Here is a 25689-nt window from a genome sequence, read left to right on the forward strand (position 1 = left end):
TTAAAAAACAGAGAAAAATATCAGTATATTATTGGAATATATGAGAATACTAATAAACGGTAGCTAAAGTTAGTATATTTAGCTTCAAGCGGAGAATAACGCTTGAAGCTACATTTGTTTACACAAAATTTACATTGACAAAATTAACAGAATGGTGATAAAATATTTAGTTTATTTGACAATTGTACTATGTGATAGTATAATGTACTATGTAGAAAGAGGGTGCTTGCCATGCAAAGAATCAATGTTTTAGCGGCTATCAAAAATGAGATTGATGATCATGTTGGAGAAAAGGTTACGCTAAGAGCTAACAATGGAAGAAGGAAGATAATTGTAAGTAATGGTGTGCTAGAAGAAACATATCCTAGTATCTTCGTTGTTAGATTAGAAGACGACGCCCAAAGGAAGGTCACATATAGTTATTCGGATGTTTTGACAAAAACAGTTCAAATAGACTTCGCAGGTTGAAAGCGATACTGAATTTTTCAGTGTCTCTTTTTTTTTTTTATAAAAATCATTAAATAATAACATATTTTCTAAATATATTATATATACATTAGGTAGTAGGGAATTTATGGGAGGTGTCAAAGCCATGTCTATGGAATTGCTTAAAGAAAACATAGAATACGAACAACTTCTTCAGGAAAAGACAGCGGATACTGTAGTCAAAGAGGAGTATGTAATACCTGATGTTCAACCCGATGTAAGAAAAATACTTATGCTAGATGCAAAGCCAATTATAATGAATAAGCAAGTTATGCAAAATAAGGTTTACGTAGAAGGACAGATAAAATGTAATGTATTATATATGGCCAATGTAGAAGATACAAATGAAGTATATAATGTAATATATACAAAGGATTTCTCTAATTATATAGAAGTTTATGGTGCTCAGCCAGACATGAACTGCTCGGTAGAATGTTATGTTGAACATATAGAATGTAATATAGTTAATGAGAGAAAAATAGCTATAGAAGGAATACTTCAATTAAAATCATCTATATATAAGAAATATGACTTTGAGGTAGTTAAAGACATAGATTATATGGATGACATTCAACTTCTTAAAAATCCTTCTTCAGTTGATAAAGTTATTGGAGTAGTTCAAGGTGAATTAATAGGAAAAGCTCATATGCAAGTATCTATGGATAAACCTGAGATAGGAAAAGTGTTGAAGTGTGATGTTATTCCTCATAAGAAGGACGTAAGATTATTAGAGGGGAAGGTGCAAATAGAAGCTTTTGCTCATATATCTCTTCTTTATAAAGCTTCAGGAAGTAGAGAACTATGTTGTTTAGAAGATGATGTATTTATAAACAATGAAGTTGAACTTCAAGGCGTAGATTATTTTATGAATAGTTCATCAGAATTTAATGTTGAAGCTATAGAGTATGATATTAAAGAAGATGATTTAGGAGAAAATCGTATAGTAGATGTAGAAACTTTAATTAGAAGTGAGACTAAAGTAATGTATAAAGCAGAGTTGGACATGATAGAAGATGCATATTCTCCTACAAAAGTTCTTGAAATGGATAAGAAAAACTATGAGTTAAACATAATGTTAGGTCAGAATACAAGTGAGGCTATAATTAAAGAAAATATAGAAGTTGAAGATAATAATATAAGACCTATGGAAATTATTATGCCAGCAGGTAAAGTATGTATTACAGATAAAAGAATTGTTGAAGATAAAGTAGTTATTGAGGGATTATTGAATGTAAATATATTATATAAAACGGATAATGAAGATAGATATGTTTCTACAATGAAAGAAGATATACCATTTACATGCTCTATAGATATACCAGGAGCTAAAATTGATATGATGTGCACTGCTCAAGTGCATTTAGAAAGTATTGAAGCTTCTATTGAAGCTAACACCATTGCAGTAAAAGCTATAGTTAGTGCTTATTGTAAAGTAAATTATACGGCACATAAAGAATTTTTAATAGGAATAGTTCCCGTTGAGGATACGGTTATAAAGAAGAAGGCTAGTATTACTATATATGTAGTTCAGGAAGGCGACACTTTATGGAAAATAGCTAAAAAATACTATACTACAATAGATGATTTAGTTAAAATTAATGATATAGAAAACCCAGATAACATTAGTGTGGGACAAAAATTAATTATTCCAGGGCGAACAGTTATATAATTTTATATTATCAAGTAAGGTTTTTTTAAACGGCTTTGCCGTTTTTTTTTATTACATATATGCTATAATACTTATTATTAAATTATAGTAACGGGGGTAAAACTATGTTAGTTAAAGCATATGCTAAGGTGAACATATCTTTAGACGTAGTAGGTAAAAGAGAAGATGGATATCATTTATTAGAAATGATAATGCAAAATATAGAATTGTATGATTGTTTAGAGCTTGAAAAAATTAAAAAAGGTATAAAGATAGAATGTAATAAGCCTTATGTTCCAAAAGATGATAGGAATTTAGCATATAAAGCAGCTAAACTTTTTATGGATACTTATAACATAAAAGAGGGTATAAATATAAAAATAAATAAAAATATTCCTGTATCAGCTGGGCTTGCAGGTGGAAGCTCTGATGCGGCAGCAGTTTTAAGTGCTATGAATGAAATTTATGAAAAAAAAGTTTCTGTTAAAGAATTATGTTCTTTAGGATTAGAAATAGGTTCGGATGTTCCATACTGTATAATAGGGGGGACTGCTTTGTGTGAAGGTATAGGAGAAAGAGTAACTTCTTTAGAACCTTTTAAAGGGCATATATTAGTATTGGTCAAACCTAATTTTGGTGTTTCCACTAAAGATGTTTATAAGAATTTGGATATAAAGAGGATATATAAACATCCTAGTACGGAAACTTTGGTTAAAGCGATAGAAAGAAATGACATTAAATATGTGAGTGAAAATATGAAGAATGTGCTTGAAAATGTTACATTAAAAAAACATACAGTATTGAGGGATATTAAAGAAAAAATGATAAGGATGGGAGCTATAGGATCAATGATGAGTGGAAGTGGTCCATCTATATTTGGATTTTTTGATGATATGCTAAAAGCTCAGAAGTGTTACGAACAATTTAAAGAGAAATATAATGAGGTTTTTATTACTAGAACGATTTAATATACTAAGTAATATTTTAAAAGAATATAAAAGTAACATTTTTTAAAAAGAGACTAAAAAGCGACGGTTAGTGAATGTATTTTCCTAACCGTCGTTTGTGTTTTATAAAATAATTATTAATAACAATTTGTTCAATGATCCACTTTAGAAAGATAAAGTGTTTGTAAATTGTAGGAGAGATATTTAATATGAATAATTTTTGAGATAAAGCAAAAAATACATTGAGTAGAGTAGGGGTGAAATTATGAGAATTTTAGATTTGTTTGGAAAATATTTCTTGGTTTTAATACTTATACAAGGATCTATACTAATTTTTTTAGATGCTCCAAGCTTTAAAAAAAGAGATTTAAATGGCTTATATAACAGGGCTAGAGCTATAGGTATAGGGTGGATTGTAGTTGGAGTTGTGTTATTTGCAATCAAAATGGCTGTTTAAAATTTTACATATAACATATGACAATTTTAATACTATATTTTATTTATATAGAAAACAAGTAATTATAAGTGTATTTAAGCTTTTATAAGGTTAGAAAATTATTTATGATAACCAAATTAATTTGACTATTAGAATAAATTTATAGTTTAAATAAGATAAAAGGGATGTGAATTAGTTGGATGAATTGATAAAGGAAGATATATCTCTTAATGTGGAAGATGATGTAAGATACATTAAGAATTTACTTAAAAATAATTCAGATGTAGTTTATAGAGAGTTTTATGTATATGAATGGAAAGCTGCATTTATATATATAGATGGTATGGCAGATAAGAATCTATTAAATAATTTCGTTTTGGAACCATTAATGGAAAAGAACTCCATAATAGAGACGGTTGAAGAAATAAAGGATAAGATTTTAGCGGTGTCAGATATAAGGGAAGTTAAAAAATTTCCAGAGGGTATAAATGCTATGTTGTCAGGAGATACCCTTATGTTAATTGAAGGGTTGGGGGCAGCTTATGTTATAGCTACTAGATTTTGGCCAGCAAGAGGGGTTGGTGAGCCATCAGGAGAAACTGTTGTAAGAGGTGCAAGAGAAGGATTTACAGAGACTATACGATTTAATACTGTTCTTATAAGAAGGAGAATAAGGGATACAGAACTTAAAGTAATTCCAAAATCAATGGGAAAAAGGTCAAAGACAGATACTGCAATAATGTATATAAATGACATTGTAAATCAAGAGGTACTTAATGAATTAAAGACTCGTCTAGAGAGAATAGAAATAGATGCGATATTAGATAGTGGATATATAGAACAAATGATAGAGGATAATAAGCTATCTCCTTTCCCACAAATTCAAAGTACAGAAAGACCTGATGTTGTAGCTGCTGCATTATATGAAGGTAGAATTGCTATGCTTGTAGATAATTCTCCTTTTGCTATCATAGTACCTGCAACATTACCTAATTTACTTCAATCTCCAGATGATTATTATCAAAGATGGTTAAATTCGTCTGTTGTTAGATGTATAAGGTTTATTGCTATTTTTTTAGCTGTTTTACTTCCGGCATTATATGTTGCGGTAACATCTTTTCATACATCTATTATTCCTACTGAACTTGCGTATTCTATAGCGGGGTCAAGAGAAGGAGTACCTTTTCCTGCTTATGTAGAGGCATTGATTATGGATATTAGTCTAGCATTACTGTTAGAGGCTATTGTGCGCCTTCCTAAGCCTGTAGGGGCAACTATAGGAATTGTAGGTGGACTTATTATAGGGCAGGCTGCTGTGAGTGCTGGAATAGTAAGTCCTATTATGATTATAATAGTTGGAATTACAGCTATTACAGAGTTTATTACACCTAACTATTCCTTATCGTTTGCATTGAGAATAGCAAGATTTATGGCGATTATCGCTTCGGCAATTATGGGACTCTATGGCATAATGATTGTAGTATTATTATTTCTAATACATCTAATTAGATTAAAAAGTTTTGGTATACCGTATTTAGCTCCTATTGTTAATCCTAATATTAAAGATTTTAAAGATATGTTTGTAAGATTACCATTTATGTTTTTTAAAGAAAGACCTAAATATATGAATACTAAAGATAAAATAAGACAAAAGTAGGAATTAGGAAGGAGCCGAGTTTTATATGGACAATAGAAGAATTATAAGTAGTTATGATTTATTTGTTAGTATGGTAGTTACTGTTATAGGAACATCTATTTTTTCATACCCTGGAGAATTAAGCAAAGTTATAGGCACAGATGGTTGGATTGTAATTTTAATTACTTCAATTTTTGTAGGAATCCTTCTTTATCTATTAAATAAGGCTTTAAAAGCAAATAATTATAATAGATTATTAGATGTGCTGTATGATAATTTTGGAAACTTATTTGGAGCTATTATAGCACTTATATTTGTTTGTGCTGCAATTACATCAATTTCGCTTCAGATGAGAATATTTATTGAGGTTACAAAGATGTATCTTTTAGAAAAAACTCCAACAGAATTTATATTAATATTAATGATATTAACGGGAACATTTTTAATAAGAGGAGAACTAGAAAGTATTATAAGATTCAATGAAATAGCATTTTGGCTTATGTTTATACCACTTTTATTAGTGGTTCCATTTGTACTAAATGGAGGAAATTATACTAATATATTACCTGTATTTAACCATGAACCTTTGCAGTACTTAAAAGCTTGTAAAACGGGATTGTTTGGATTTTTGGGGTTAGCAATAAGTTATATGTTGTTTCCTTATGTTAAGGATAAAAAAGATATATATAAGATTACTTTTAGAAGTTTAGCTTTTATTGTTGTATTTTATATAATTATAAACATGGCATCATTAATTATGTTTTCTAAGGAATATAATTCTGAGCAATTATGGTCCTCCATTTCCATGATTTCTGTAGTAGATATACCAGGCACATTTATTGAAAGATGGGAGGGGTTGGCTATGATATTTTGGATTATATTTTATTTTACTACGTTTATTAATCTGTATTATTTTAGCAGTGAAATAATAAGAGATATTTTCCATTTAGAGGATGTTAAGATATCTTTAATGTTTATAATACCTCTCATTTATATAATTACTTTGTATCCTGAAAATGTAGCTGAAGTTTATATGATTCAGAAAAAAATTTTCCCATACATAGATATTTTTATAGTAGGAGTCATTCCGATATTCTTGCTGATTATGGCTCTTTTTAAGACAAGGAGAGTTAAAAATGAAGGCTAATAAGAAAATAATACTTTTACTATTAATATGTTGTTTAATATGTTGTTTAATGAGTGGGTGTTGGGATAAGGTTGAAATAGACAGAAAAAGTTTTATATCTACTATTGCGATAGATACTGGAAAAGATATTGATAAAGAAAAGGAATTTAAAAAAATTAAGCCTAATGAGCAAATTCAGGAAGAAGAATTAAAAAAATTAAGTATAACTTATGGATTCCCGGATATAAGTGAGCTCGGACCAGGCAAAGGAGGAACGGCTAAAGAGGAGTTTGTGACTGTAGGTGCTTATTCTATGGATGATGCATTAGAAGAAATGACTGCAAGAACAAGCAGGAGTATACACTTTGGACATACAAAACTTCTAATACTAAGTGAAGAATTATTGTATTATCCAGAAACATTTAAGGAAGTACTTGATTATTTGGAAAGAAAACCATCTATCAACAAAACAATGAAGGTGATAGTGTCAAAAGGGAAAGCTGAGCATTATGTGAAATATAAGCCTATAATGGAGAAAAATATAGAAACCTATATAACAGGACTCATGGAAAATAGCAATAGAAATGCCAGTATTCTTCCAATTACTTTGAATGAATTGTTAAGTTTACTTCATCAAAATGGAAATGCTATAATACCAAGCATTTATTATAATAAAGCTAAAAATGAAGTGAATCTATCTGGAGTAGCGATGATAAAAAAATTCAAGTTAGATGGATATTTGAATGAAATAGAAACTGCTGGATTAGAATTATTGAGAGGAAAACTAAAAGGGGGAAAATATACTATAGTTAGAGAGGGGCATCCAGTGGATTTTGAAATAAGTGATATTAATAGAAAAATAGCATTAGTGGATAAGGATGTGAAAAAATTAAAGTTTAAAGTTAATCTAAAATTAGAGGGGTCACTAGAAGGGTACACGATACAAGAGGAAGTGTTTTCGGATAGCAAAATAAAGGAAATGGAAAAAAATTTCAATGATTCTATTGAAAAACAATGTGAAAAAGTAGCTAGGATAACTCAAGAAAAATTTTCTATCGATCCGATAGGCTTTAGGGAATATATTGAGAAGTTCCATCCCTATTTATATAAAGAAGTAAAAGATAAATGGGATGAAGTATATAAAAATGCTAACATAGATGTAGAGGTAGATACTAAAATAAGAAGAATCGGAATCACTAAATAAAAAGAGCCTATTAATTGGTTTATCCCAATTAATAGGCTCTTTTTTATTTAATTATTTAGAATTAACTTACTTTACCTGCTTTTTTGTTCCATTTTTTTTGTATTGCATCAACTACCATAGCAACTGCTTGGTCGCCAGATACGTTACAAGCTGTTCCGAAACTATCTTGAGCTATATATAATGCTATCATTAATCCAAGGAATGCTTCATTAAATCCTAATATTGATTTAAGTATTCCAAGAGCTGCCATTACTGCTCCTCCAGGTACTCCAGGAGCGGCAACCATAGTTACACCTAGCATAGCTATAAATCCAGCCATTGCACTCATATCTATAGGCATACCATTTAATAACATAACAGCCATTGCACAAGTTGTTAAAGTTATTGTACTTCCAGATAAGTGAACAGTTGCGCATAACGGAATAACGAAATCTCTTACACCTTTTGTAGTTCCGATTTCTTCTGCACATTGTAAGTTAACTGGTATAGTTGCAGCAGAAGATTGTGTTCCTAAAGCTGTAAGATAGCCTTTAATTTGAATTTTTAAAGATCTTAAAGGATTTTTACCTGATATAGATCCTCCTACTGTAAATTGGATAAGCATGATTATCCAATGCATAGCAATAATTATTATGAAAACTTTCCAGAATACTGAAATAACATTTCTTACTTCACCAGTATAAGCTAAGTTAGCAAAAATACCTAGTATGTGAAGTGGAAGTAGTGGAATAACAACATTTTCAATAAGCTTTGTTATTATTTGTTGAAATCCTGTAGCCATATCTTTAAGTGTCTTATTTTGTATCTTAGCTATACCTAATCCTAAAACAAAAGCAAATATAAGTGCAGACATAACATCCATTATTGGTGGCATCTTAACCTCGAAGAAAGGCTTTAAAGCTTTTCTAGCTTCTTCTACTTTTCCAGCATGAGAAACTATAGATGGTAGTAATGCTCTTCCAACAAATAAAGCTGAAAAACCTGAAATTAATGTGAAGCAGTAAGCTAAACCTACAGTAACTCCTAGTAATTTACCAGCACCTTCTCCTAGTTCGGCAATACCAGCAACTATAAATCCTAAGATTAATAGAGGTATTACGAAGCCAAGGAATTCTCCGAATATGGAGCTAAAAGTCCTAAAGATACGTATAAAAGGTACAGGAGTATAGCTACCGATAAGAGTACCCAAAATGATAGCTAATATGATCTTGGGAATTAAACCTAATTTTTTCATTAATATTCCTCCTTCTATAATAAAAGTATAATAAAAATATAATAAAAATTAATAAAAAGTATTAATTTTTAAAAACTAGATTATAGTGTCAAGCTTTATTATTTTATGAATATGGGCAATATATATGTATAAAGAATTAATATGAATGTAAAATATAAAAAAGTTGCAATTTTCCTATAAAATTGAACCAATTTTGTAACCGTTCACAAAAGTAGAATAAAATTAACAAATTGTTAATCAATGTTCCATAAAAAGTATAGCATATGAATAGGTGGAATGCAATTAGCTTATTAAAAAAAAGTGAATTTTTTAAAAATGTTTTTGTATCAAATACACATGTACTTTTGAAACGACTATTAACAAAAACGACACACAATGATACATGTGATGTATGCCCTGTAAAAACAGATGATTGCTAGCGAAAAAATGTTGAAATTTATACTTTTTTTTCAAGAAATAGTAGTGACAATTTTGAAATTTGTCTTATAATAAAGATAAAAGAGTTGTTTCTTGAAGATTATAAAAAGTCGAATAATTTGAGTTGATAAATTTACCTAAAATTCAATTATCACTTAATTGAAGGTAAACTTTGAAATGATTATTAAAAAGAATAAAAAAATGCAATTGATAGAGGGAGGAAGAAAAATGAGTCTTGATTTAAACAAAGTTAAAAAGGCACAAGAAAATATTAAGGGAGTAGCTAGAAGAACACCATTATTTTATTCAAGTACTTTTTCAAAACAAAGTGGATATGAAATTTATTTAAAATGTGAAAATAAACAAAAAACAGGTGCTTTCAAAATAAGAGGTGCTTACAATAAAATAGCAAACTTGACACAAGAAGAAAAAGAAAGAGGAGTAATCGCATCATCAGCTGGAAATCACGCTCAAGGAGTTGCTTATGCAGCTACTGCTTTTGGTATAAAATCTACAATAGTTATGCCAGCTACCGCACCTATGTCCAAAGTTAATGCAACAAAAGGATATGGAGCAGAAGTAGTTCAATTTGGAGAAGTTTATGATGAATGTTATACTAAGGCTGTAGAAATTCAAAAAGAAACAGGAGCAACTTTTGTACATCCATTCAATGATGAAGATGTAATGGCTGGTCAAGGAACTATAGCTCTCGAAATTTTAGAAGATATACCAGATATGGATGCTATACTTGTTCCTATAGGTGGAGGTGGATTAATAGCTGGAATAGCTGTAGCTGCAAAGTCAATTAATCCTAATATAAAAGTAATAGGAGTTCAAGCAGAAATCATAGCTTCAACAAAAGCATCTTTAAAAGCAGGTAAAGTTGTAACAGTAGATGGAGTTAAATCTTTAGCGGATGGAATATCTGTAAAAACACCAGGAGATATTAGCTTTAAATATATTCAACAGTATGTTGATGAAGTTGTAACCGTTTCAGAAGATGAGATATCATATGCTGAATTTAAGCTTATGGAAACAAGCAAATTAATTGCTGAAGGAGCTGGTGCTACACCATTAGCAGCTGTTTTAGCAGATAAAATAAAGGTTGATGGTAAAAAAGTAGCAGTATTAATAAGTGGTGGAAATATAGATATAGCAATGGTTTCTAAGATAATCAATAGAGAATTAATAATGCAAAAGAGAAGAATAGGTTTTAATGTAGAGTTACAAGATAAAGTGGGAGAATTAGGCAAATTAATCACTAAAATAAGTGTTTTAGGTGCAAATATTGTAAAAGTAAGACAAGAGCAAAACTGGGATGAAAAAGGACTTGAATTTGCAAATGTAAATTTTGAGATCGAATCTCAATCAAAAGAACATTCAAGAGAAATAATTAAAACATTAAAGGAAAGTGGATATAGTATAGAAGGAATAAAATTATTCTAGATAAAATTGCGATTTGGGGAATAATTAATTCAGTTTAATATAGGCTACTATTATATATTAAGTATAACAAATATATAATAGTAGTCTTATTGTTTTTCTATTTTTAATAATATTTTTACATGCTACGTAATGATGTTTATATCAATTGGATAGTTATGTTTTATGTAGATTAAAGTATAACTTTAAAATTATAAAAAATGAGATGTAAGTATAAAATTCAAAATAATGGCAAATATATTTATTGAGGGTTGTTTAAATCTTATATAACAGGAGGACAAGCATTTGAAAAATAAATTTATTGCCATTATTTTATTCTCTATATTATTATGTGTAGGTATTTTGTGTGGTATGGGTATTGATAAGAATAATATTAGCCAAAAAGAAATCTCTAAAAAGCTTATAAGATTTCATGTTTTAGCAAATAGTGATAGTACAGAAGACCAAGCGTTAAAGTTAAAGGTAAGAGATGAGGTTTTGGATTACATATATCCTAAACTTAAGAACTCTAAAAATATAGAAGAATCTAGAGGTATAATACAGCAAGAAGATAAAGAAATAAAAAAAATCGCTGAAAGGGTTATAAAAGAAAAAGGATATAACTACAATATATCAACTATGCTATCTCATGAGAATTTTCCTGTTAAAAGCTATGGTAACATAACTTTACCTCAAGGAAACTATGAAGCGTATAGAATAATTATAGGTAAGGGGGAGGGACATAATTGGTGGTGCGTGATGTTTCCGCCATTGTGTTTCACTGATATAACAAAAGGGGAAGTGGCATACACAGAAACTGAAAGAGATATGAAACAAGTTTTAACTCCTGAGGAATATAAATTTGTGAATAATACCAATAAAGACAAAAATAATTTAGTAGTAAAGTTTAAAGTGGTTGAAGTGTTGAAAAATATATGTAAAAAGTCTAAGTAAAATTATTTTACTTGGATTTTTTTTGTATAACAAGAATTAATGTAACGAATACTAGTAATACTATAGTACAAATGAAAGGTGGATAGGAGTATGAAAATGACTAAAAAAAGAGTTGTTTATACAATTAGTGTAGTACTTATTGTAGTATTTTCAACTACTTTTGCTATTTTAATGACGCTCGAAAGAATGGATTATAGAAATTATTTACAGGGAGAATACAGCAAAAATATGTATCAATTGATTGATTCTGTAAGAAATATAAAAGTGGATTTAGGTAAATCTGCAATAGTAGGATCTAGAGAACAAAGTATAGTTATTTTTGGAGATATTTTTAGATATTCGGATATAGCAAATGATAAAATACATTCTTTACCAATATCTCAAGAATATATTGAGGGTACTAGTAAGTTCTTATCCCAGGTAGGTGATTTTGCTTATTCCCTTGCGAAAGTATCATCTCAGGGAAAAGAGTTAAATGATGATGATTACAAAAGTATGGAGGAGTTAAAGAATCAAGCAGATTATTTATTAGTGCAGTTGAATACTGTACAAAGTCAGATAAATGAAGGAAAGGTAAAATGGGGGGAAGTAAGGAAAAAAGCTGCTAAAGCATTAAAGGATAATGAAGGTAAGCTTGTGTCAGATAAATTTAAGGAGATACAGAAGCAAGTTGTTCAATATCCAGCTCTTATATATGATGGACCGTTTTCTGATAATATTTTAGAAATAAAACCTAAAATAATTTCTCAAGAAAAAATTACAGAAGCGGAAGCTATAGAAGTTGTGAAAAAAACTATAGGAAAGGATAAGATATCAAATATATTGAAAAAACAGACAGAGGGAAAAACTAAAATACCATCTTATAGTTTTGGGGTTACAGTAAAAGGGACAGAAAAAGGAGAAGAAATCGCTGTAGAAGTAAGCAAAAATGGTGGTAAGATTGTATATCTTTTAGATAATAGAAGTGTTGGAGAAACTAAAATAAATTTAAAGCAAGCTATTGACGTAGGAAGTAAATATTTAAGTAATATTGGATATAAGAATATGCAATCTACATATGCATTAAAAAGTGAGAATATAGCTGTTATAAGTTATGCGTATAATCAAGATAAGGTTATTGTATATCCAGATCAAATAAAGTTGAAAATTTCGTTAGAAGATGGAAGTATAGTTGGTATAGAATCTGAAAAGTATCTTATTTCTCATATCGAAAATAGACAAATTCAGAAGCCAAGAATAACTCAAGAACAAGCAAGACAAAGAGTTGGAAAAAATTTAAATATAACTTCTATGAATCTTGCATTGATACCAACAGAAACTAATAAAGAAGTTCTTTGTTATGAGTTTATTGGAAACTATAAAGATGATAGTTTTATAGTTTATATTAATGCAGACACAGGTTTTGAGCAGAGAATACTTCAAATAATCAATACGCCAAATGGAGCACTTACAATGTAATAATATTACGACATAATGAATAATGGCAGAGAAATAAGTTTTTTCTAAATATATGTAGTTATCTATTAAACCTTCAGTACGCAAAGAAGTACTAAAGGCGTAGCCTTCTAAAAGTACTACCCTCACTATGGAACGTCCATGTCCCAGTTCGGCTGCCGGAGTCCATTCCGGCAATTACGTATTTTTAGAATTCTACACCTTAAGTGCTTCTAATTGCTACTTCAAAGTTTAATCAGCTAACTACATATATAAGAAAAACTAATTCCTCTGCCTTGTCTTTTTATGATTAATATAGTTATAAATGTATATTGAGAAGGGATAGCAATAAAGGATGATTTTCATCCTAACGTCAGAAAATCTTTAAACTAAGTAAAAAAGCTACTTTAAAATAAGGTGCTATCACTCAACGATTGAAGTTAAAATATTGTTTACAAAATAAGTATTAAACAAAATCTTAAAATTAAACGGTTTATAAGGCATATTTTAAATGCTGTACTGATGCAAATAATATTAATGTTTATAACGTTAATAATTGTAAAAAAGAGTCTGTGCTACAGCTTATGCTTTAACAACTATAAGACATTGCTTAACTATAAAAGTAAGCTTAAAATTTGCATGAGCTAAGTTCTTATATAGTTAAATAAAGATAAAATTCCGTATAAGCCCCCAAGCTATCGCTATGGGTATTTCATACTCTTTTTTAAAGAAAATCATTCAAAAATTTTTCTCTTTATGGCTAGAATATATTATGAATAAAAGTTCTTAATCTAAAGTTTACTAATAATTTACGCAAGCTAACGCTTTTAAGAGCTTATCAGCTCTTTTATTTAGACTAACTACAAAGAGCATAATGAAAAATTAATTTTTCATTATGCTCTTATTTTTTTACTTAGTTTAAAGATTTTGTGACTCTAGGAGGAAAATCATCCTCTACTATTCTCTCTTCTCTGTTCACTAGTCTCTAGAAAAATATTACGTCGTATATTATTCTATTGTATAACATTATTTTTTTATTCACATATTTTTATGGTTGGTATATAATTTTAATTGATGAAAAACAAGGGGGAGTTATTTAGTGATATTGACCACGAAACTACTATTTTTTATAGGCAGTGGTAGTTCACAATACAGATATAATATGGAATAATAAATTATGAAGAATATATATAATCGATGAGGAGAGAATGAAATGAAAAAGAAAGTGGCTATATTATTTGGAGGACAGTCTACAGAACATGAGGTGTCACGTGCTTCAGCAACCTCTGTTTTGAAAAATATTGATTTAGATAAATTTGAAGTATATATAATTGCTATAAATAAAGAAGGTAACTGGTTTCAATATACAGGAACAATAGATAAGATAGAAAGTGGAGAATGGGAAAAAGATGAGTTTTATAAAGAAGCTAATGGTGAGACAGTTCTTTTTAATAGAGAAGTTGATGTAGTTTTCCCTGTTATGCATGGATTGTATGGAGAAGATGGAACTATTCAAGGGTTGTGTAGACTTGTGAATTTACCTTGTGTAGGACCTGGAGTTATGTCTTCTGCTGTGTGTATGGATAAGGTTTATACAAAATATGTACTTGAAAATTTTGGGGTAAAACAAGCGGATTATGTGATTGTAAATTCCTCCGAGTATTTGAAAAATAAAGATATTGCTATAAAGAGTGTTGAAGAAAAATTAAAATACCCTGTATTTATAAAGCCGTCAAATAGTGGTTCTTCTGTAGGAATAAGTAAAGCACATAATAAAAATGAGTTGGACAAAGGGTTAGAGTTTGCTATTAAATTTGATAGAAAAATTTTAGTTGAAGAAACTATTAATGCTAGAGAAGTTGAAGTTGCTGTTCTTGGAAATGATGAGGTGAGGGCTGCTATTCCAGGAGAAATAATTCCAGCTAATGAGTTTTATGATTATGAGGCTAAGTATTCTAATGCAGAATCAAAACTTTTAATTCCTGCTGCTTTAAATGAAGAAAAACTAGAGATGGTAAGACAAGAGGCTATTAGAATATACAAGTTTTTAGATTGTGCAGGTATGGCCAGGGTTGATTTTCTTGTAGATAAGGATACAGAAGAAGTTTATTTGAATGAGGTAAATACTTTGCCAGGGTTTACTAAAATAAGTATGTATCCAAAAATGTGGGAAGCCTCAGGAGTATCTTATAGAGATTTAATAACTGAGCTTATAGAACTAGCTATGGAGAGAAATAATAGATAATATATTAAAGTTGTTGGAAAGGAGAAACTTATGACGAGAGCGTTAGCACTGATATCAGGAGGTTTAGATAGTATATTGGCTTCCAAACTTATAAAAGACCAGGGTATAGATGTAATAGGAATATGTTTCAAGTCATATTTTTTTGGTAGCAAAAATGCGGAAAAGATGACTAAACAGATAGGTATTCCTTTGGAAGTTGTGGATTTCTCTGATGAACATTTAGAAGTTGTTAAAAATCCAAAGCATGGTCATGGAAAAAATATGAATCCATGTATAGATTGTCATGCTATGATGATGAAAGAAGCAGGAAATCTTTTGGAAAAGTTCAATGCAGATTTCATCATAACTGGTGAGGTTTTAAATCAAAGGCCTATGTCTCAAAATAAATCTTCTTTAAATGTTGTAAAAAAAGAGTCAGGTATTGGAGAAAAAATTTTAAGACCTTTATGTGCCAAAGTGTTGCCTCCAACAGAGATGGAGCTAAATGGGTTAGTAGATAGAGAAAAACTTCTTGGAATATCGGGGAGAAGTAGGAAAATTCAAATGGAACTTGCTGAAAAATGGGGTATAAAGGATTATCCATCGCCAGCAGGAGGATGTAAATTAACAGAACCAAATTACTCTGTAAGGTTAAGGGAACTTCTAGAACATGTTGAAAATCCATCTATTAGGGAACTTGAATTATTGAGATTTGGAAGGCATTTTAGGGTTACAAAAGAATGTAAGATAATATCATCAAGAACAGCATCAGAAGCTGACCAAATTAAAAAGTTTTTAACAATTGAAGATACTGGATTTTTAGTGAAAGATTTCAGAGGTTCTATGGTTGTTATAATAGGAAACCCGTCAGAAGAAGATATAGAGTTTGCTTCTAAGGTTGCGGGTAGGTATTCCAAGGGTAAAGATGAAGAAATGATAAAAGTTATGTATGGATATTATACAAAACCATATGATAAATTTTTACAAGTGAAGCCAGCGGATGATGATGAAATAAGCAAGTATATCATATCGTAGAGGAAGTGAAAAGGTTATATGGGTAAGAAGGCCATTATATCTGTTGGAAGTAAACAGATAGGTAATGAAAGTGAAGCTATAGAAATTGTTACACAAGGTGAATTTTATAAAAAAGAGAATTGTTATTATGCGGTTTATGAAGAATCAGAGTTATCTGGAATGAAGGGAACTACTACTACTCTTAAAATTAAACCTAGTGAGTTCTCTTTAATAAGAATGGGTACTACTAATGCTAAAATGAAATTTAAAAATAATGTAAAAAATGTGTCTATGTATGATACTCCTTATGGTACATTAGAATTATATATAGATACTAAAAAACTTAATATAGATGTAAATGAAGATGGGGGCAAAGTTTATATAGATTATGATATGAATTTAGAGGGGGAGAAATCTCTAAAAACAATACTCAATATTGATATAAAAATGAAATAAGGCATATGTGGTTTAATATCACCTTATTTGGATAATAATCTAAATGAGGTGATATTTTTATGTATCAAATGGACAAATATGAAAAAATAATAGATATAATATGTGGGATGAAAGGAATAGAAAAAGAAGAATTATATAAAATATTAAAAGATAGGGATTGCAAATACCTTCTGTTTTTACTTTTGAAAAAATATAATTGTGACAACCCTAATAAGATAAATAAAGATTTTTTTATAAATAATAAAAGAATTATTAGGTATAATATAAAAAAAGGTGAGGAAAAATTTATGATAAATAAAGAATTTAGAGAAATTTATTTTGAAGTTAAGAGCAAACTTGAGAAAACAAATTAAAAATATACAAAAAACATAAAAAAACACTAGCATAATACAAAAAAATATGATATTATACTTAATATGTTTTTGACACAAATATCCCATTATATTTATGGGGTAATTTTTATTATAATGTCAACTTTCGAATTTGTCAATAGTTTTTGGAAATATTTTTTATAATTCAAAGGAGGAATTTTTTTGAGCAATAATACTAAATATGTTTTTGTAACTGGTGGAGTTGTTTCTTCACTAGGTAAAGGTATAACAGCAGCTTCATTAGGAAGATTATTAAAAAATAGAGGACTTAAGGTGTCAATTCAAAAATTTGATCCATATCTAAATGTAGATCCAGGAACAATGAGCCCATATCAACATGGGGAAGTTTTTGTTACTGATGATGGTGCGGAAACAGATTTAGATTTAGGACATTATGAGAGATTTATAGATGAGAATTTAAGTAAAAGTAGTAATGTAACAACAGGAAAAGTATATTGGTCAGTTTTATCTAAGGAAAGAAGAGGCGATTATTTGGGAGGAACGGTACAAGTAATACCTCATATTACTAATGAATTAAAAGATAGAGTTTACAGAGTATCTAAAGAAAAAGATATAGATGTTGTTATTACTGAAATTGGTGGAACTGTTGGAGACATAGAATCATTACCATTTTTAGAAGCTATAAGACAAATAAAATATGAAGTAGGACGTGAAAATGTTTGTTTTATTCATGTTACTTTAGTGCCTTATTTAGGAAAAGCCGGAGAACTCAAAACAAAACCAACTCAGCATTCAGTTAAAGAATTAAGAAGCATAGGAATTCAACCAGATATACTAGTTTGTCGTGCTGAAAAGCCGTTACCACATGATGTTAAAGAAAAGATAGGTTTATTCTGCAATATTAGTGCTAATGAAGTTATACAAAATTTAGATGCTGAAAATTTATATGAAATCCCATTAAAGTTGCATGATGAAGGATTGGACACCTTGGTTTGTGAAAAATTGAATTTGGGATGTAAGGAAATAAATAACTCTGAGTGGTTAGAATTAGTACATAGAATTAAAAATATAAATAACAGTGTGACAATAGGACTTGTTGGAAAATATGTTGAGCTTCATGATGCATATATATCAGTAGTTGAATCATTAAATCATGGAGGGTTTGCAAATGATTCAAATGTTGAAGTTAAATGGATTAATTCGGAAGAAATAAATTCTGAAAATGTAGATAGATATTTAAAAGACGTAGATGGTATATTAGTCCCTGGAGGATTTGGAGATAGGGGGGTTGAAGGAAAGATTGAATCTATAAAGTATGCTAGAAATAATAAAGTGCCTTTCTTTGGAATATGCCTTGGAATGCAGTGCGCAGTAATTGAATATGCTAGAAATATATTAGGATATAGTGATGCCCATAGTTCAGAGTTAAATGAAAAAACACTGCATCCTGTAATAGATTTAATGCCAGAACAAAAAGATGTTGATGAAAAAGGTGGTACAATGAGGCTTGGAATTTATCCTTGCAAATTAGAAAAAGATTCTAATGCATTTAAAGCCTACGGTCAACCAATTATATATGAAAGACATAGACATAGATATGAATTTAATAACGAGTATAGAACACAATTATTAGAAGCGGGACTTAGTATAACGGGAGTTAGTCCTGATGAAAGATTAGTAGAAATAGTAGAAATTAAAGATCATCCTTGGTTTGTTGCTACACAATATCATCCTGAATTTAAATCAAGACCAAATAGGCCACATCCTTTATTTAGAGATTTTATAAAGGCAGCATTAAAGAACGCAAAACAATAATATTACGACGCAACATTATTTTAGAGAAGAGTGAACAGAGAATAGTGAATAGTAAAGGAAGATTTTCCTCCTAGTGTCAGAAAATCTTTAAATTAAATAAAAGAATAAGCTCATAATGAAAATTTAATTTTTCATTATGAGCTTTGTTTTTGACTTAAACAAAAGAGCTGGTAAGCTCTTAAAAGCGATAGCTTATGGGAGTCATCTCTTAACTTAAGATTAAAAGATAGTTGCTATAAAATACTGAATAAACATATATACTACCACTGAAAGTGTGAAAAAACGTTTTAGTTTAAAGATTTTCTGACGTTAGGAGGAAAATCATCCTTTAGTCTTCCTCTTTTCCCCAATATACATTTTTAACTATATTAATTATAAAAAATCAAGGCAGAGGGACAAGGTTTTCTTATATATGTAGTTAGCAGATTAAACTTTGAAGTAGCAATTAGAAGTACTTAAAGTGTAGGATTTTTAGAAGGCTACGCCTTTAGTACTTCTTTGCGTACTGAAGGTTTAATGGATAACTACATATATTTAGAAAACCTACTCCTCTGACGTTATCCATTAAGTCGTAATATTATTCATTTGTGTATTATTTATAAAAATTATTGTTTAATTTGAAGGAAATAAAAATAAGAAATAGAATTTATTTAAAAAGTAGTAAATTTACTATAGGTAGGGGGGGAGCTAGTGATAATAAATACTGTTGTTAGTATAGCGGTGAAAAATTCTATGGCACAGTATGATATTAAGAGACTATATGTATTTAATCTTAAGGATATATCAAAATTGTTCAACAATATAGATATGAAATATATAGAAAATAATAAAATTCATTTAAGGATAAAATGTCCTATATGTGGAGAATATCATTATTATGAATATAAAATAAATGATTTAATACAAGGAACTATGATGATAGGGGGATGTGAAAAAATTGGGTTACCTATAATTTTTTTAGGAAAAAGTGAGAAAGTAGAGGAAAAAGTTAATAAATATAAGGAAATAAATAGAAATATTTATGCTATGTTTTAACAAATATTTTTTATGTTATGGTATTATACTGGTAGTTTTTTATTAAAAAAGTAGATAAAAAATAAAAAATAGGTTATAATCTTAAGAGGCAATACCTTTCAGATATTTCTCTGTCAATTATTTCCCGAATTTTTATATAAATAATATAAACTAATATGGAGGTGCTATGTTTGGCTAATAAAGACTTAGAGAGCATGACGGTTGTCGAGCTGAAGCAGATGGCTAAAGAGCTCGATATTAAAGGTAGCTCTAAACTTAAAAAAGCAGAATTAATTCAACATATAATGGAAAAATATCCCAAATCTATAAATAAAGACGGTATTACGTTAACAGAAAAAATTAGTCCTAAAAATGTACATAAAGAAGAAGTTAAAAACAATATATCTCACGAGGAACTTGAACATAATACTGAAGAAAAAGAAAAAAACTTAAAAACTATGATAAATGATTCTGAAACAGCTAAAGGTGTTTTGGAAATAATAGAAAATAATAATTATGGTTTTTTAAGAGGCGAAAATTATTTAACAGGACCTAAGGATATTTATGTTTCTCCTTCTCAGATAAGAAGATTTAATCTGAAGACAGGGGATGAAGTAGAGGGTAAAGTAAGAACGGCTAAAGAAGGAGAAAAATTTCAAGCTCTTTTGTATGTTCAAAAAATAAATGGAGAAAATCCTGAAAAGGCTGTAAGAAGAAAAAAATTTGAAACTTTGACGCCTATCTATCCAACACAAAGGATTAGATTAGAAACTGATCAATTAGACTTATCTTCGAGATTGATGGATATAATTTCACCAATAGGTAAGGGACAGAGAGGTATAATAGTTGCTCCACCTAAAGCGGGTAAAACTACACTTCTTAAAAAAGTAGCACATAGTATAGAAAGAAATCATCCAGAATCAAAATTAATAGTATTATTAATAGATGAACGACCTGAGGAAGTAACGGATATGCAAAGGTCTATTAATGGTGAGGTTATATACTCAACCTTTGATGAAGAGCCAGAACATCATACTAAAGTTGCATACATGGTTCTAGAAAGAGCTAAGAGAATGGTTGAGCAAGGTCAAGATGTAATAGTATTATTAGATAGTTTAACAAGATTGGCAAGAGCATATAATTTAACTATTAATCCTACAGGAAGAACTTTATCTGGAGGACTTGATCCAGGGGCGTTAATAATGCCTAAAAAGTTTTTTGGAGCAGCGAGAAATATTGAAGAAGGTGGTAGCCTCACTATATTAGCAACTGCATTAGTAGATACTGGAAGTAGAATGGATGACATGATTTTTGAAGAATTCAAAGGAACAGGAAACATGGAAGTTCATTTAAATAGAAAACTTGAAGAAAGAAGAATTTTCCCAGCTATAGATATATATAAGTCTGGAACAAGAAGAGAGGATCTATTACTTTCTAAAGAAGAGTTAGAAGCTTCCTTCAGAATAAGAAAAGTATTATATAATGAAGGAAATGTGGCTAATGTAACTGAAAAGCTAATCACATTAATGAATAAAACAAAGAACAACAGAGAGTTTTTAGATTTGTTTAGTAAAGAAAAATGGGAAAGATAAAATCTTTCCCATTTCTTATAAAGAAAATTACTATTTCTTTAAGTTGTATTTCTTCATGAATTTTTCTACTCTTCCGCCTGTATCTAACATTTTTTGTTTTCCTGTATAGAATGGGTGGCATTGAGAGCATACATCTACTTTAAGTTCTTTTTTAGTAGAACCTGTAGTGAAAGTATTTCCACATGCGCATTTAACTACTGCATCATGATAATATTCTGGATGTAAACCTTCCTTCATTTCATTTCACCTCGCTTACAACATTATTCTTTTATTCAGAATAATTCAAACCGCTTTGTCAACTCTTACGATTATAACATAGGGTTTATAAAATATCAATAATATAAGGGACTTTTGGTTAAATAATATGCAAAATATTTAACTTGAAATTATTATTAATCTAAATGTAAAATAAATTAGTGAGGTAATATGATAACTAAAATAATGGAGGCATTAAAATATGAGCAAGTTATATTTTAGATATGGGGCTATGAATTGTGGTAAAACAACCAATTTATTACAAGTTGCCCACAATTATAAAGAAAGAGGAATGAAGGCTATAGTAATTAAGCCAAAAACGGACACCAAAGGTGGAGATAAAGTAATTTCTAGGCTAGGGATAAGTAAAAAAGTGGACATGCTTATAGAAAAAGAAAGGAATGTTTATATATCAGTAAAAGATTGGGTTGATAAAAAAGGGAGGATAGACTGTATTTTAGTAGATGAAGCACAATTTATGAAAAAAGAACAAATTGATCAATTGTTTAAAATAGCGGTAACAATGAATATTCCTATAATTTGTTATGGCCTTCGTACGGATTTTCAGATGAATGGCTTTGAAGGAAGTTCAAGATTATTACTTTTAGCGCATAGTATAGAGGAACTAAAGACTATTTGTAAATGTGGTAAAAAAGCTATCTTAAATGGAAGAATGATAAATGGAGAGTTTGTATTTGAGGGAGAACAAATTGCTATAGATAAACAAGATAATGTGGAATATCAATCTCTTTGCGCAAACTGTTATTTTAAATACGAAAGGGAATATAAAAAGAAAAAACTAGATTTTTAAAGTTTACAGTTACTTAATAATATTATTTATAAATTATTTTGAAAAATACAAATAATTATTGTATCATTAAAAGATACATAAATATATGAATATATTTTTAAGATATTGTTGAATTTATATAATTATAAGGCTATATGATTTTAAAATATATGTAAAAATATAAATTAACTTTCTTGTGAATAGAAAGAGGTGGGTTTATGAAAAAAAATTGTTCTGTAGGCGGGCAAGCTGTAATTGAGGGAGTAATGATGAGAGGAAGTAAAGGGACTGCTACCGCAGTAAGAAAATCTAATGGAGAAATAGAAGTGAACTTAGAAGAAAATATTCCTCTTTCTAAGAGGTATAAATTTTTTTCTCTTCCTATAATAAGAGGTTTTATAAATTTGGTCGATTCTTTAATAATAGGAATTAAAACATTAAACTATTCAGCTTCATTTTTTGAAGACGATGATGACGTAGAAACATCTAAGTTTGATGAGTTTATTGAAGGAATATTTAAAGATAAGACTAATGATGTGGTAATTGGTTTTTCTCTTGTATTATCTTTGATATTTTCAGTTTTACTATTTTTTATTCTTCCAACCTTTGTAGCTAATGCGCTTAAAAAGGTAAGTATATATAACAGTTTAGTATTAAACATTTTCGAAGGTATTATAAGAGTAAGTATATTTTTAACATATATCTATCTTATAGGAAGAATGGAAGACATCAAAAGGGTATTTCAATATCATGGAGCTGAACACAAGACTATATTTTGTTATGAAAGGGATATGGAGCTAATTCCTAAAAATGCTCAAAAACAGGAGAGGTTGCATCCAAGATGTGGTACTAATTTTTTATTTTTAGTTATGATAGTTAGTATAATATTATTTTCATTAACTCCATGGAATTCTATAGGAGAAAGAGTTTTGTACAGGGTAGTCCTTTTGCCTGTTGTTTCAGGTGTTACCTATGAGATTATAAAATGGATGGGAAAAAATTCTGGTAAATGTTCTAAAATATTATCTTATCCAGGACTAAAGTTACAAAATCTTACTACTGAAGAACCTGATTTACAGCAGCTAGAGGTAGCTATAATATCTCTGAAAGTGGCAGAAGGTATAGAAACGGTAGAAAGTATAAAAGATAAATTAAATTATAAGAAGAGTGAAGATAGAGATATTTTAGATAAAGATTTAAACCTGGAAATTTAAAAGAGGAGTGTTATTTTGAAAATAGGACAATTGTTGCTGAAAGCTTATGATATTTTAAAATCCGCAAATATAGATACTTATATGCTAGATTCTCAGCTTTTGCTTCAAAAAGTTTTGCAAAAAGATAAATTATATATAATTTTAAATAGAGATGTTGAAGTTGATAAGGAAAAAGTAGATAAGTATTTTAGCCTTATAGATATGAGGAAGAATAAGATGCCTGTAAAATATATATTAGGGCAGTGTGAATTTATGGGGATAGAATTTAACATAAAAGAAGGCGTTCTTATACCAAGAGGAGACACGGAAATTTTAGTAGAAATGGCTATAGAGAATATAAAAGAAAATGGATATACAGAAATATGCGATGTTTGTTGCGGTAGTGGAGCTATTGGGGTTTCTATAGGGGAAATTTTAGATAATACAAAAATATGTTGTTATGATATATCAGATATTGCTTATGAGGTTACTTTAGACAATATAAACAAGTTTAACCTTGGAAAAAGAGTTGAAGTATATAAGAATGATTTATTAACACAGGCTATACAAGAAGAAAGAAAATTTGATTTGATACTATCTAATCCACCTTATATCAAAAAGGATGTAATTCCAACTCTTATGGATGATGTTAAAAACTATGAGCCATATATAGCTCTTTGTGGTGGAGAAAATGGTTTGGATTTTTATATAAAGATTGTGGAGCAGAGCTTAGATGTTTTAAAAAAAGGTGGAATGATAGGTTTTGAAATAGGGCATGACCAAAAAGATTCAGTTGAAAATATTTTAATTAACAATGGTTTTGAAAAAATAACATGCCGTAAGGATTTAGCAGGATTTGATAGAGTTATTATGGCAAAATTAAAAATTGAATAGAGTAGGACTGTTAATTGTCAACAACTATATTTTTATGTTATAATACTTAAATGTGAAAATATGAATACGGAGTGATATAGTGATGTTAGATAAACTAGAGTTTATAGAAAATAAATACGAAGAATTATCTATAAAAATTAGTGACCCATCAGTTATGGCTAATCAAAATGAATGGAGAAAATTATGTAAAGAGCATGCTGAGTTAGAGGTCATAGTTAATAAATATAGAGAATATAAAAAAGCGTTAGATGATTTAGAAGTTAATAAGGAAATGATTCAGGAAGAAAGTGATCCAGAATTAAAAGAAATGATTCGTGAAGAAATAAAAGAACTTGAAGAAGCACAAATGAAATATGAGGAAGAGTTAAAAATATTAATGCTTCCTAAGGATCCTAATGATGACAAGAATGTTTTCATTGAAATAAGAGCAGGTGCTGGTGGAGAAGAAGCAGCTTTATTTGCATCAAATCTTTTCAGAATGTACACAAGATACGCTGAACGTCATGGATGGAAAAGTGAATTTATGAGTTCTAATGAAACTGATATTGGTGGATTCAAAGAAGTGGTATTTATGCTTAGAGGCGATGCTGCATATAGTAAGATGAAATTTGAAAGTGGTGTACATAGAGTTCAGAGAGTGCCAGATACTGAATCGAGCGGAAGAATACATACTTCTACTGCAACAGTTGCTGTACTTCCAGAAGTTGATGATGTTGAAGTAGAAATAGATGCAAATGATATAAGAATAGATGTATTTAGAGCATCTGGACATGGAGGACAATGTGTAAATACTACGGACTCTGCGGTTAGAATTACTCACCTTCCAACAGGATTAGTTGTATCATGCCAGGATGAGAAGTCCCAGCTTAAGAATAAAGAAAAAGCGATGAAAGTTTTAAAAGCAAGGTTGTATGAAAGAGCAGAAGCAGAAAGGCATGCAGGAATAGCTGCAGATAGAAAGAGTCAAGTTGGTACAGGAGACAGAAGTGAAAGAATAAGAACATACAATTATCCACAAGGAAGGGTAACAGAACATAGAATAGGTATTACTTTATATAAACTAGATTCGTTCTTGGATGGAGATATGGATGAAATTATAGATGGTTTAATAACGGCAGAACAAGCAGAAAAAATGAAAGCTATGGGAAATAGTGAAGAAATATAAA

The 25689-nt window shown here is 29.4% G+C and carries 23 protein-coding genes; 21 read left to right on the top strand and 2 right to left on the bottom strand.

All coding sequences use genetic code 11. The features are described from left to right. The first annotated feature begins 231 nt into the window (after nt 1-231). From OW729_RS09015 to OW729_RS09045, 7 genes are all read left to right on the top strand, one after another. Entirely contained in the window at nt 232-468 is a 237-nt protein-coding gene (locus tag OW729_RS09015) for a Veg family protein (RefSeq protein ID WP_268061166.1), read from the top strand. A 124-nt stretch (nt 469-592) separates the two neighbouring features. Then, the gene (locus tag OW729_RS09020) at nt 593-2155 is read left to right on the top strand and encodes a DUF3794 and LysM peptidoglycan-binding domain-containing protein (RefSeq protein ID WP_268061321.1); all 1563 of its coding nucleotides are present in this window, start codon (nt 593-595) and stop codon (nt 2153-2155) included. 104 nt (nt 2156-2259) lie between these two features. After that, nucleotides 2260-3102, top strand: a complete 843-nt coding sequence (gene ispE, locus OW729_RS09025; RefSeq protein ID WP_268061167.1) for a 4-(cytidine 5'-diphospho)-2-C-methyl-D-erythritol kinase — start codon at nt 2260-2262, stop codon at nt 3100-3102. Between the two features lie 244 nt (nt 3103-3346). Beyond that, nucleotides 3347-3538, top strand: coding sequence for a CLC_0170 family protein (locus OW729_RS09030; protein WP_268061168.1), 192 nt, complete (start codon nt 3347-3349; stop codon nt 3536-3538). Nucleotides 3539-3713: 175 nt separating this feature from the next. Further along, entirely contained in the window at nt 3714-5174 is a 1461-nt protein-coding gene (locus OW729_RS09035) for a spore germination protein (RefSeq protein WP_268061169.1), read from the top strand. 25 nt (nt 5175-5199) lie between these two features. After that, on the top strand, nt 5200-6300 hold the full coding sequence (locus tag OW729_RS09040; protein ID WP_268061170.1) for a GerAB/ArcD/ProY family transporter: 1101 nt from the start codon (nt 5200-5202) through the stop codon (nt 6298-6300). Continuing rightward, nucleotides 6290-7483, top strand: a complete 1194-nt coding sequence (locus tag OW729_RS09045) for a Ger(x)C family spore germination protein (protein ID WP_268061171.1) — start codon at nt 6290-6292, stop codon at nt 7481-7483. The genes OW729_RS09040 and OW729_RS09045 overlap by 11 nt, the downstream gene beginning before the upstream one ends. Before the next feature lie 61 nt (nt 7484-7544). On the opposite strand, the gene OW729_RS09050 is transcribed toward OW729_RS09045, so the two are convergent. Then, on the bottom strand, nt 7545-8717 hold the full coding sequence (locus OW729_RS09050) for a dicarboxylate/amino acid:cation symporter (RefSeq protein WP_268061172.1): 1173 nt from the start codon (nt 8715-8717) through the stop codon (nt 7545-7547). Nucleotides 8718-9362: 645 nt separating this feature from the next. Between OW729_RS09050 and ilvA the strand changes: the two genes are divergently transcribed. The 10 genes from ilvA (at nt 9363) to rho (ending at nt 21391) form a co-directional block, all read left to right on the top strand. Then, nucleotides 9363-10580: a threonine ammonia-lyase gene (ilvA, locus tag OW729_RS09055; protein WP_268061173.1), complete on the top strand. Its 1218-nt coding sequence runs from the start codon at nt 9363-9365 to the stop codon at nt 10578-10580. A gap of 282 nt (nt 10581-10862) precedes the next feature. Then, nucleotides 10863-11510 carry a stage II sporulation protein R gene (gene spoIIR / locus OW729_RS09060; protein WP_407647657.1) on the top strand — a complete coding sequence of 216 codons (648 nt, stop codon included), beginning with the start codon at nt 10863-10865 and terminating at the stop codon, nt 11508-11510. Between the two features lie 96 nt (nt 11511-11606). Beyond that, the gene (gene ypeB / locus OW729_RS09065) at nt 11607-12968 is read left to right on the top strand and encodes a germination protein YpeB (RefSeq protein WP_268061323.1); all 1362 of its coding nucleotides are present in this window, start codon (nt 11607-11609) and stop codon (nt 12966-12968) included. 1189 nt (nt 12969-14157) lie between these two features. Continuing rightward, a complete protein-coding gene (locus OW729_RS09070) occupies nt 14158-15189 on the top strand; it encodes a D-alanine--D-alanine ligase family protein (protein WP_268061174.1) in 1032 nt (343 codons plus the stop codon). A 30-nt stretch (nt 15190-15219) separates the two neighbouring features. Further along, nucleotides 15220-16203, top strand: coding sequence for a tRNA 4-thiouridine(8) synthase ThiI (locus OW729_RS09075; RefSeq protein WP_268061175.1), 984 nt, complete (start codon nt 15220-15222; stop codon nt 16201-16203). Nucleotides 16204-16221: 18 nt separating this feature from the next. Further along, nucleotides 16222-16638, top strand: a complete 417-nt coding sequence (locus OW729_RS09080; protein WP_268061176.1) for a DUF1934 domain-containing protein — start codon at nt 16222-16224, stop codon at nt 16636-16638. A gap of 59 nt (nt 16639-16697) precedes the next feature. Beyond that, nucleotides 16698-16991: a ribose-5-phosphate isomerase gene (locus tag OW729_RS09085; RefSeq protein WP_268061177.1), complete on the top strand. Its 294-nt coding sequence runs from the start codon at nt 16698-16700 to the stop codon at nt 16989-16991. Nucleotides 16992-17171: 180 nt separating this feature from the next. Further along, entirely contained in the window at nt 17172-18785 is a 1614-nt protein-coding gene (locus OW729_RS09090; RefSeq protein WP_268061178.1) for a CTP synthase, read from the top strand. Nucleotides 18786-19475: 690 nt separating this feature from the next. After that, on the top strand, nt 19476-19820 hold the full coding sequence (locus OW729_RS09095; protein WP_268061179.1) for a hypothetical protein: 345 nt from the start codon (nt 19476-19478) through the stop codon (nt 19818-19820). Nucleotides 19821-19990: 170 nt separating this feature from the next. Beyond that, on the top strand, nt 19991-21391 hold the full coding sequence (gene rho, locus OW729_RS09100; RefSeq protein ID WP_268061180.1) for a transcription termination factor Rho: 1401 nt from the start codon (nt 19991-19993) through the stop codon (nt 21389-21391). A 30-nt stretch (nt 21392-21421) separates the two neighbouring features. On the opposite strand, the gene rpmE is transcribed toward rho, so the two are convergent. Continuing rightward, nucleotides 21422-21628, bottom strand: a complete 207-nt coding sequence (rpmE, locus tag OW729_RS09105) for a 50S ribosomal protein L31 (RefSeq protein ID WP_268061181.1) — start codon at nt 21626-21628, stop codon at nt 21422-21424. Between the two features lie 220 nt (nt 21629-21848). Between rpmE and OW729_RS09110 the strand changes: the two genes are divergently transcribed. From OW729_RS09110 to prfA, 4 genes are all read left to right on the top strand, one after another. Next, on the top strand, nt 21849-22457 hold the full coding sequence (locus OW729_RS09110) for a thymidine kinase (protein ID WP_268061182.1): 609 nt from the start codon (nt 21849-21851) through the stop codon (nt 22455-22457). Nucleotides 22458-22654: 197 nt separating this feature from the next. Further along, complete coding sequence (locus OW729_RS09115) at nt 22655-23650, top strand: DUF1385 domain-containing protein (RefSeq protein ID WP_268061183.1); 996 nt, start codon at nt 22655-22657, stop codon at nt 23648-23650. Nucleotides 23651-23665: 15 nt separating this feature from the next. Then, complete coding sequence (prmC, locus tag OW729_RS09120) at nt 23666-24523, top strand: peptide chain release factor N(5)-glutamine methyltransferase (protein WP_268061184.1); 858 nt, start codon at nt 23666-23668, stop codon at nt 24521-24523. Between the two features lie 79 nt (nt 24524-24602). After that, complete coding sequence (prfA, locus tag OW729_RS09125; RefSeq protein WP_268061185.1) at nt 24603-25688, top strand: peptide chain release factor 1; 1086 nt, start codon at nt 24603-24605, stop codon at nt 25686-25688. Nucleotide 25689 lies beyond the last annotated feature (1 nt).

It is taken from the genome of Clostridium brassicae (genome assembly GCF_026738875.1).
GTDB classification, from domain to species: Bacteria; Bacillota; Clostridia; order Clostridiales; family Clostridiaceae; genus Clostridium_H; species Clostridium_H brassicae.

Coding starts and splice junctions, on each gene's coding strand:
- ispE (WP_268061167.1), top strand. CDS start 2,260: ATGTTAGTTAAAGCATATGCTAAGGTGAACATATCTTTAGACGTAGTA.
- OW729_RS09045 (WP_268061171.1), top strand. CDS start 6,290: ATGAAGGCTAATAAGAAAATAATACTTTTACTATTAATATGTTGTTTA.
- OW729_RS09050 (WP_268061172.1), bottom strand. CDS start 8,717: ATGAAAAAATTAGGTTTAATTCCCAAGATCATATTAGCTATCATTTTG.
- OW729_RS09085 (WP_268061177.1), top strand. CDS start 16,698: ATGTATCAAATGGACAAATATGAAAAAATAATAGATATAATATGTGGG.
- OW729_RS09115 (WP_268061183.1), top strand. CDS start 22,655: ATGAAAAAAAATTGTTCTGTAGGCGGGCAAGCTGTAATTGAGGGAGTA.
- OW729_RS09030 (WP_268061168.1), top strand. CDS start 3,347: ATGAGAATTTTAGATTTGTTTGGAAAATATTTCTTGGTTTTAATACTT.
- OW729_RS09075 (WP_268061175.1), top strand. CDS start 15,220: ATGACGAGAGCGTTAGCACTGATATCAGGAGGTTTAGATAGTATATTG.
- OW729_RS09110 (WP_268061182.1), top strand. CDS start 21,849: ATGAGCAAGTTATATTTTAGATATGGGGCTATGAATTGTGGTAAAACA.
- ypeB (WP_268061323.1), top strand. CDS start 11,607: ATGACTAAAAAAAGAGTTGTTTATACAATTAGTGTAGTACTTATTGTA.
- OW729_RS09015 (WP_268061166.1), top strand. CDS start 232: ATGCAAAGAATCAATGTTTTAGCGGCTATCAAAAATGAGATTGATGAT.
- OW729_RS09080 (WP_268061176.1), top strand. CDS start 16,222: ATGGGTAAGAAGGCCATTATATCTGTTGGAAGTAAACAGATAGGTAAT.
- OW729_RS09020 (WP_268061321.1), top strand. CDS start 593: ATGTCTATGGAATTGCTTAAAGAAAACATAGAATACGAACAACTTCTT.
- OW729_RS09040 (WP_268061170.1), top strand. CDS start 5,200: ATGGACAATAGAAGAATTATAAGTAGTTATGATTTATTTGTTAGTATG.
- ilvA (WP_268061173.1), top strand. CDS start 9,363: ATGAGTCTTGATTTAAACAAAGTTAAAAAGGCACAAGAAAATATTAAG.
- rpmE (WP_268061181.1), bottom strand. CDS start 21,628: ATGAAGGAAGGTTTACATCCAGAATATTATCATGATGCAGTAGTTAAA.
- OW729_RS09070 (WP_268061174.1), top strand. CDS start 14,158: ATGAAAAAGAAAGTGGCTATATTATTTGGAGGACAGTCTACAGAACAT.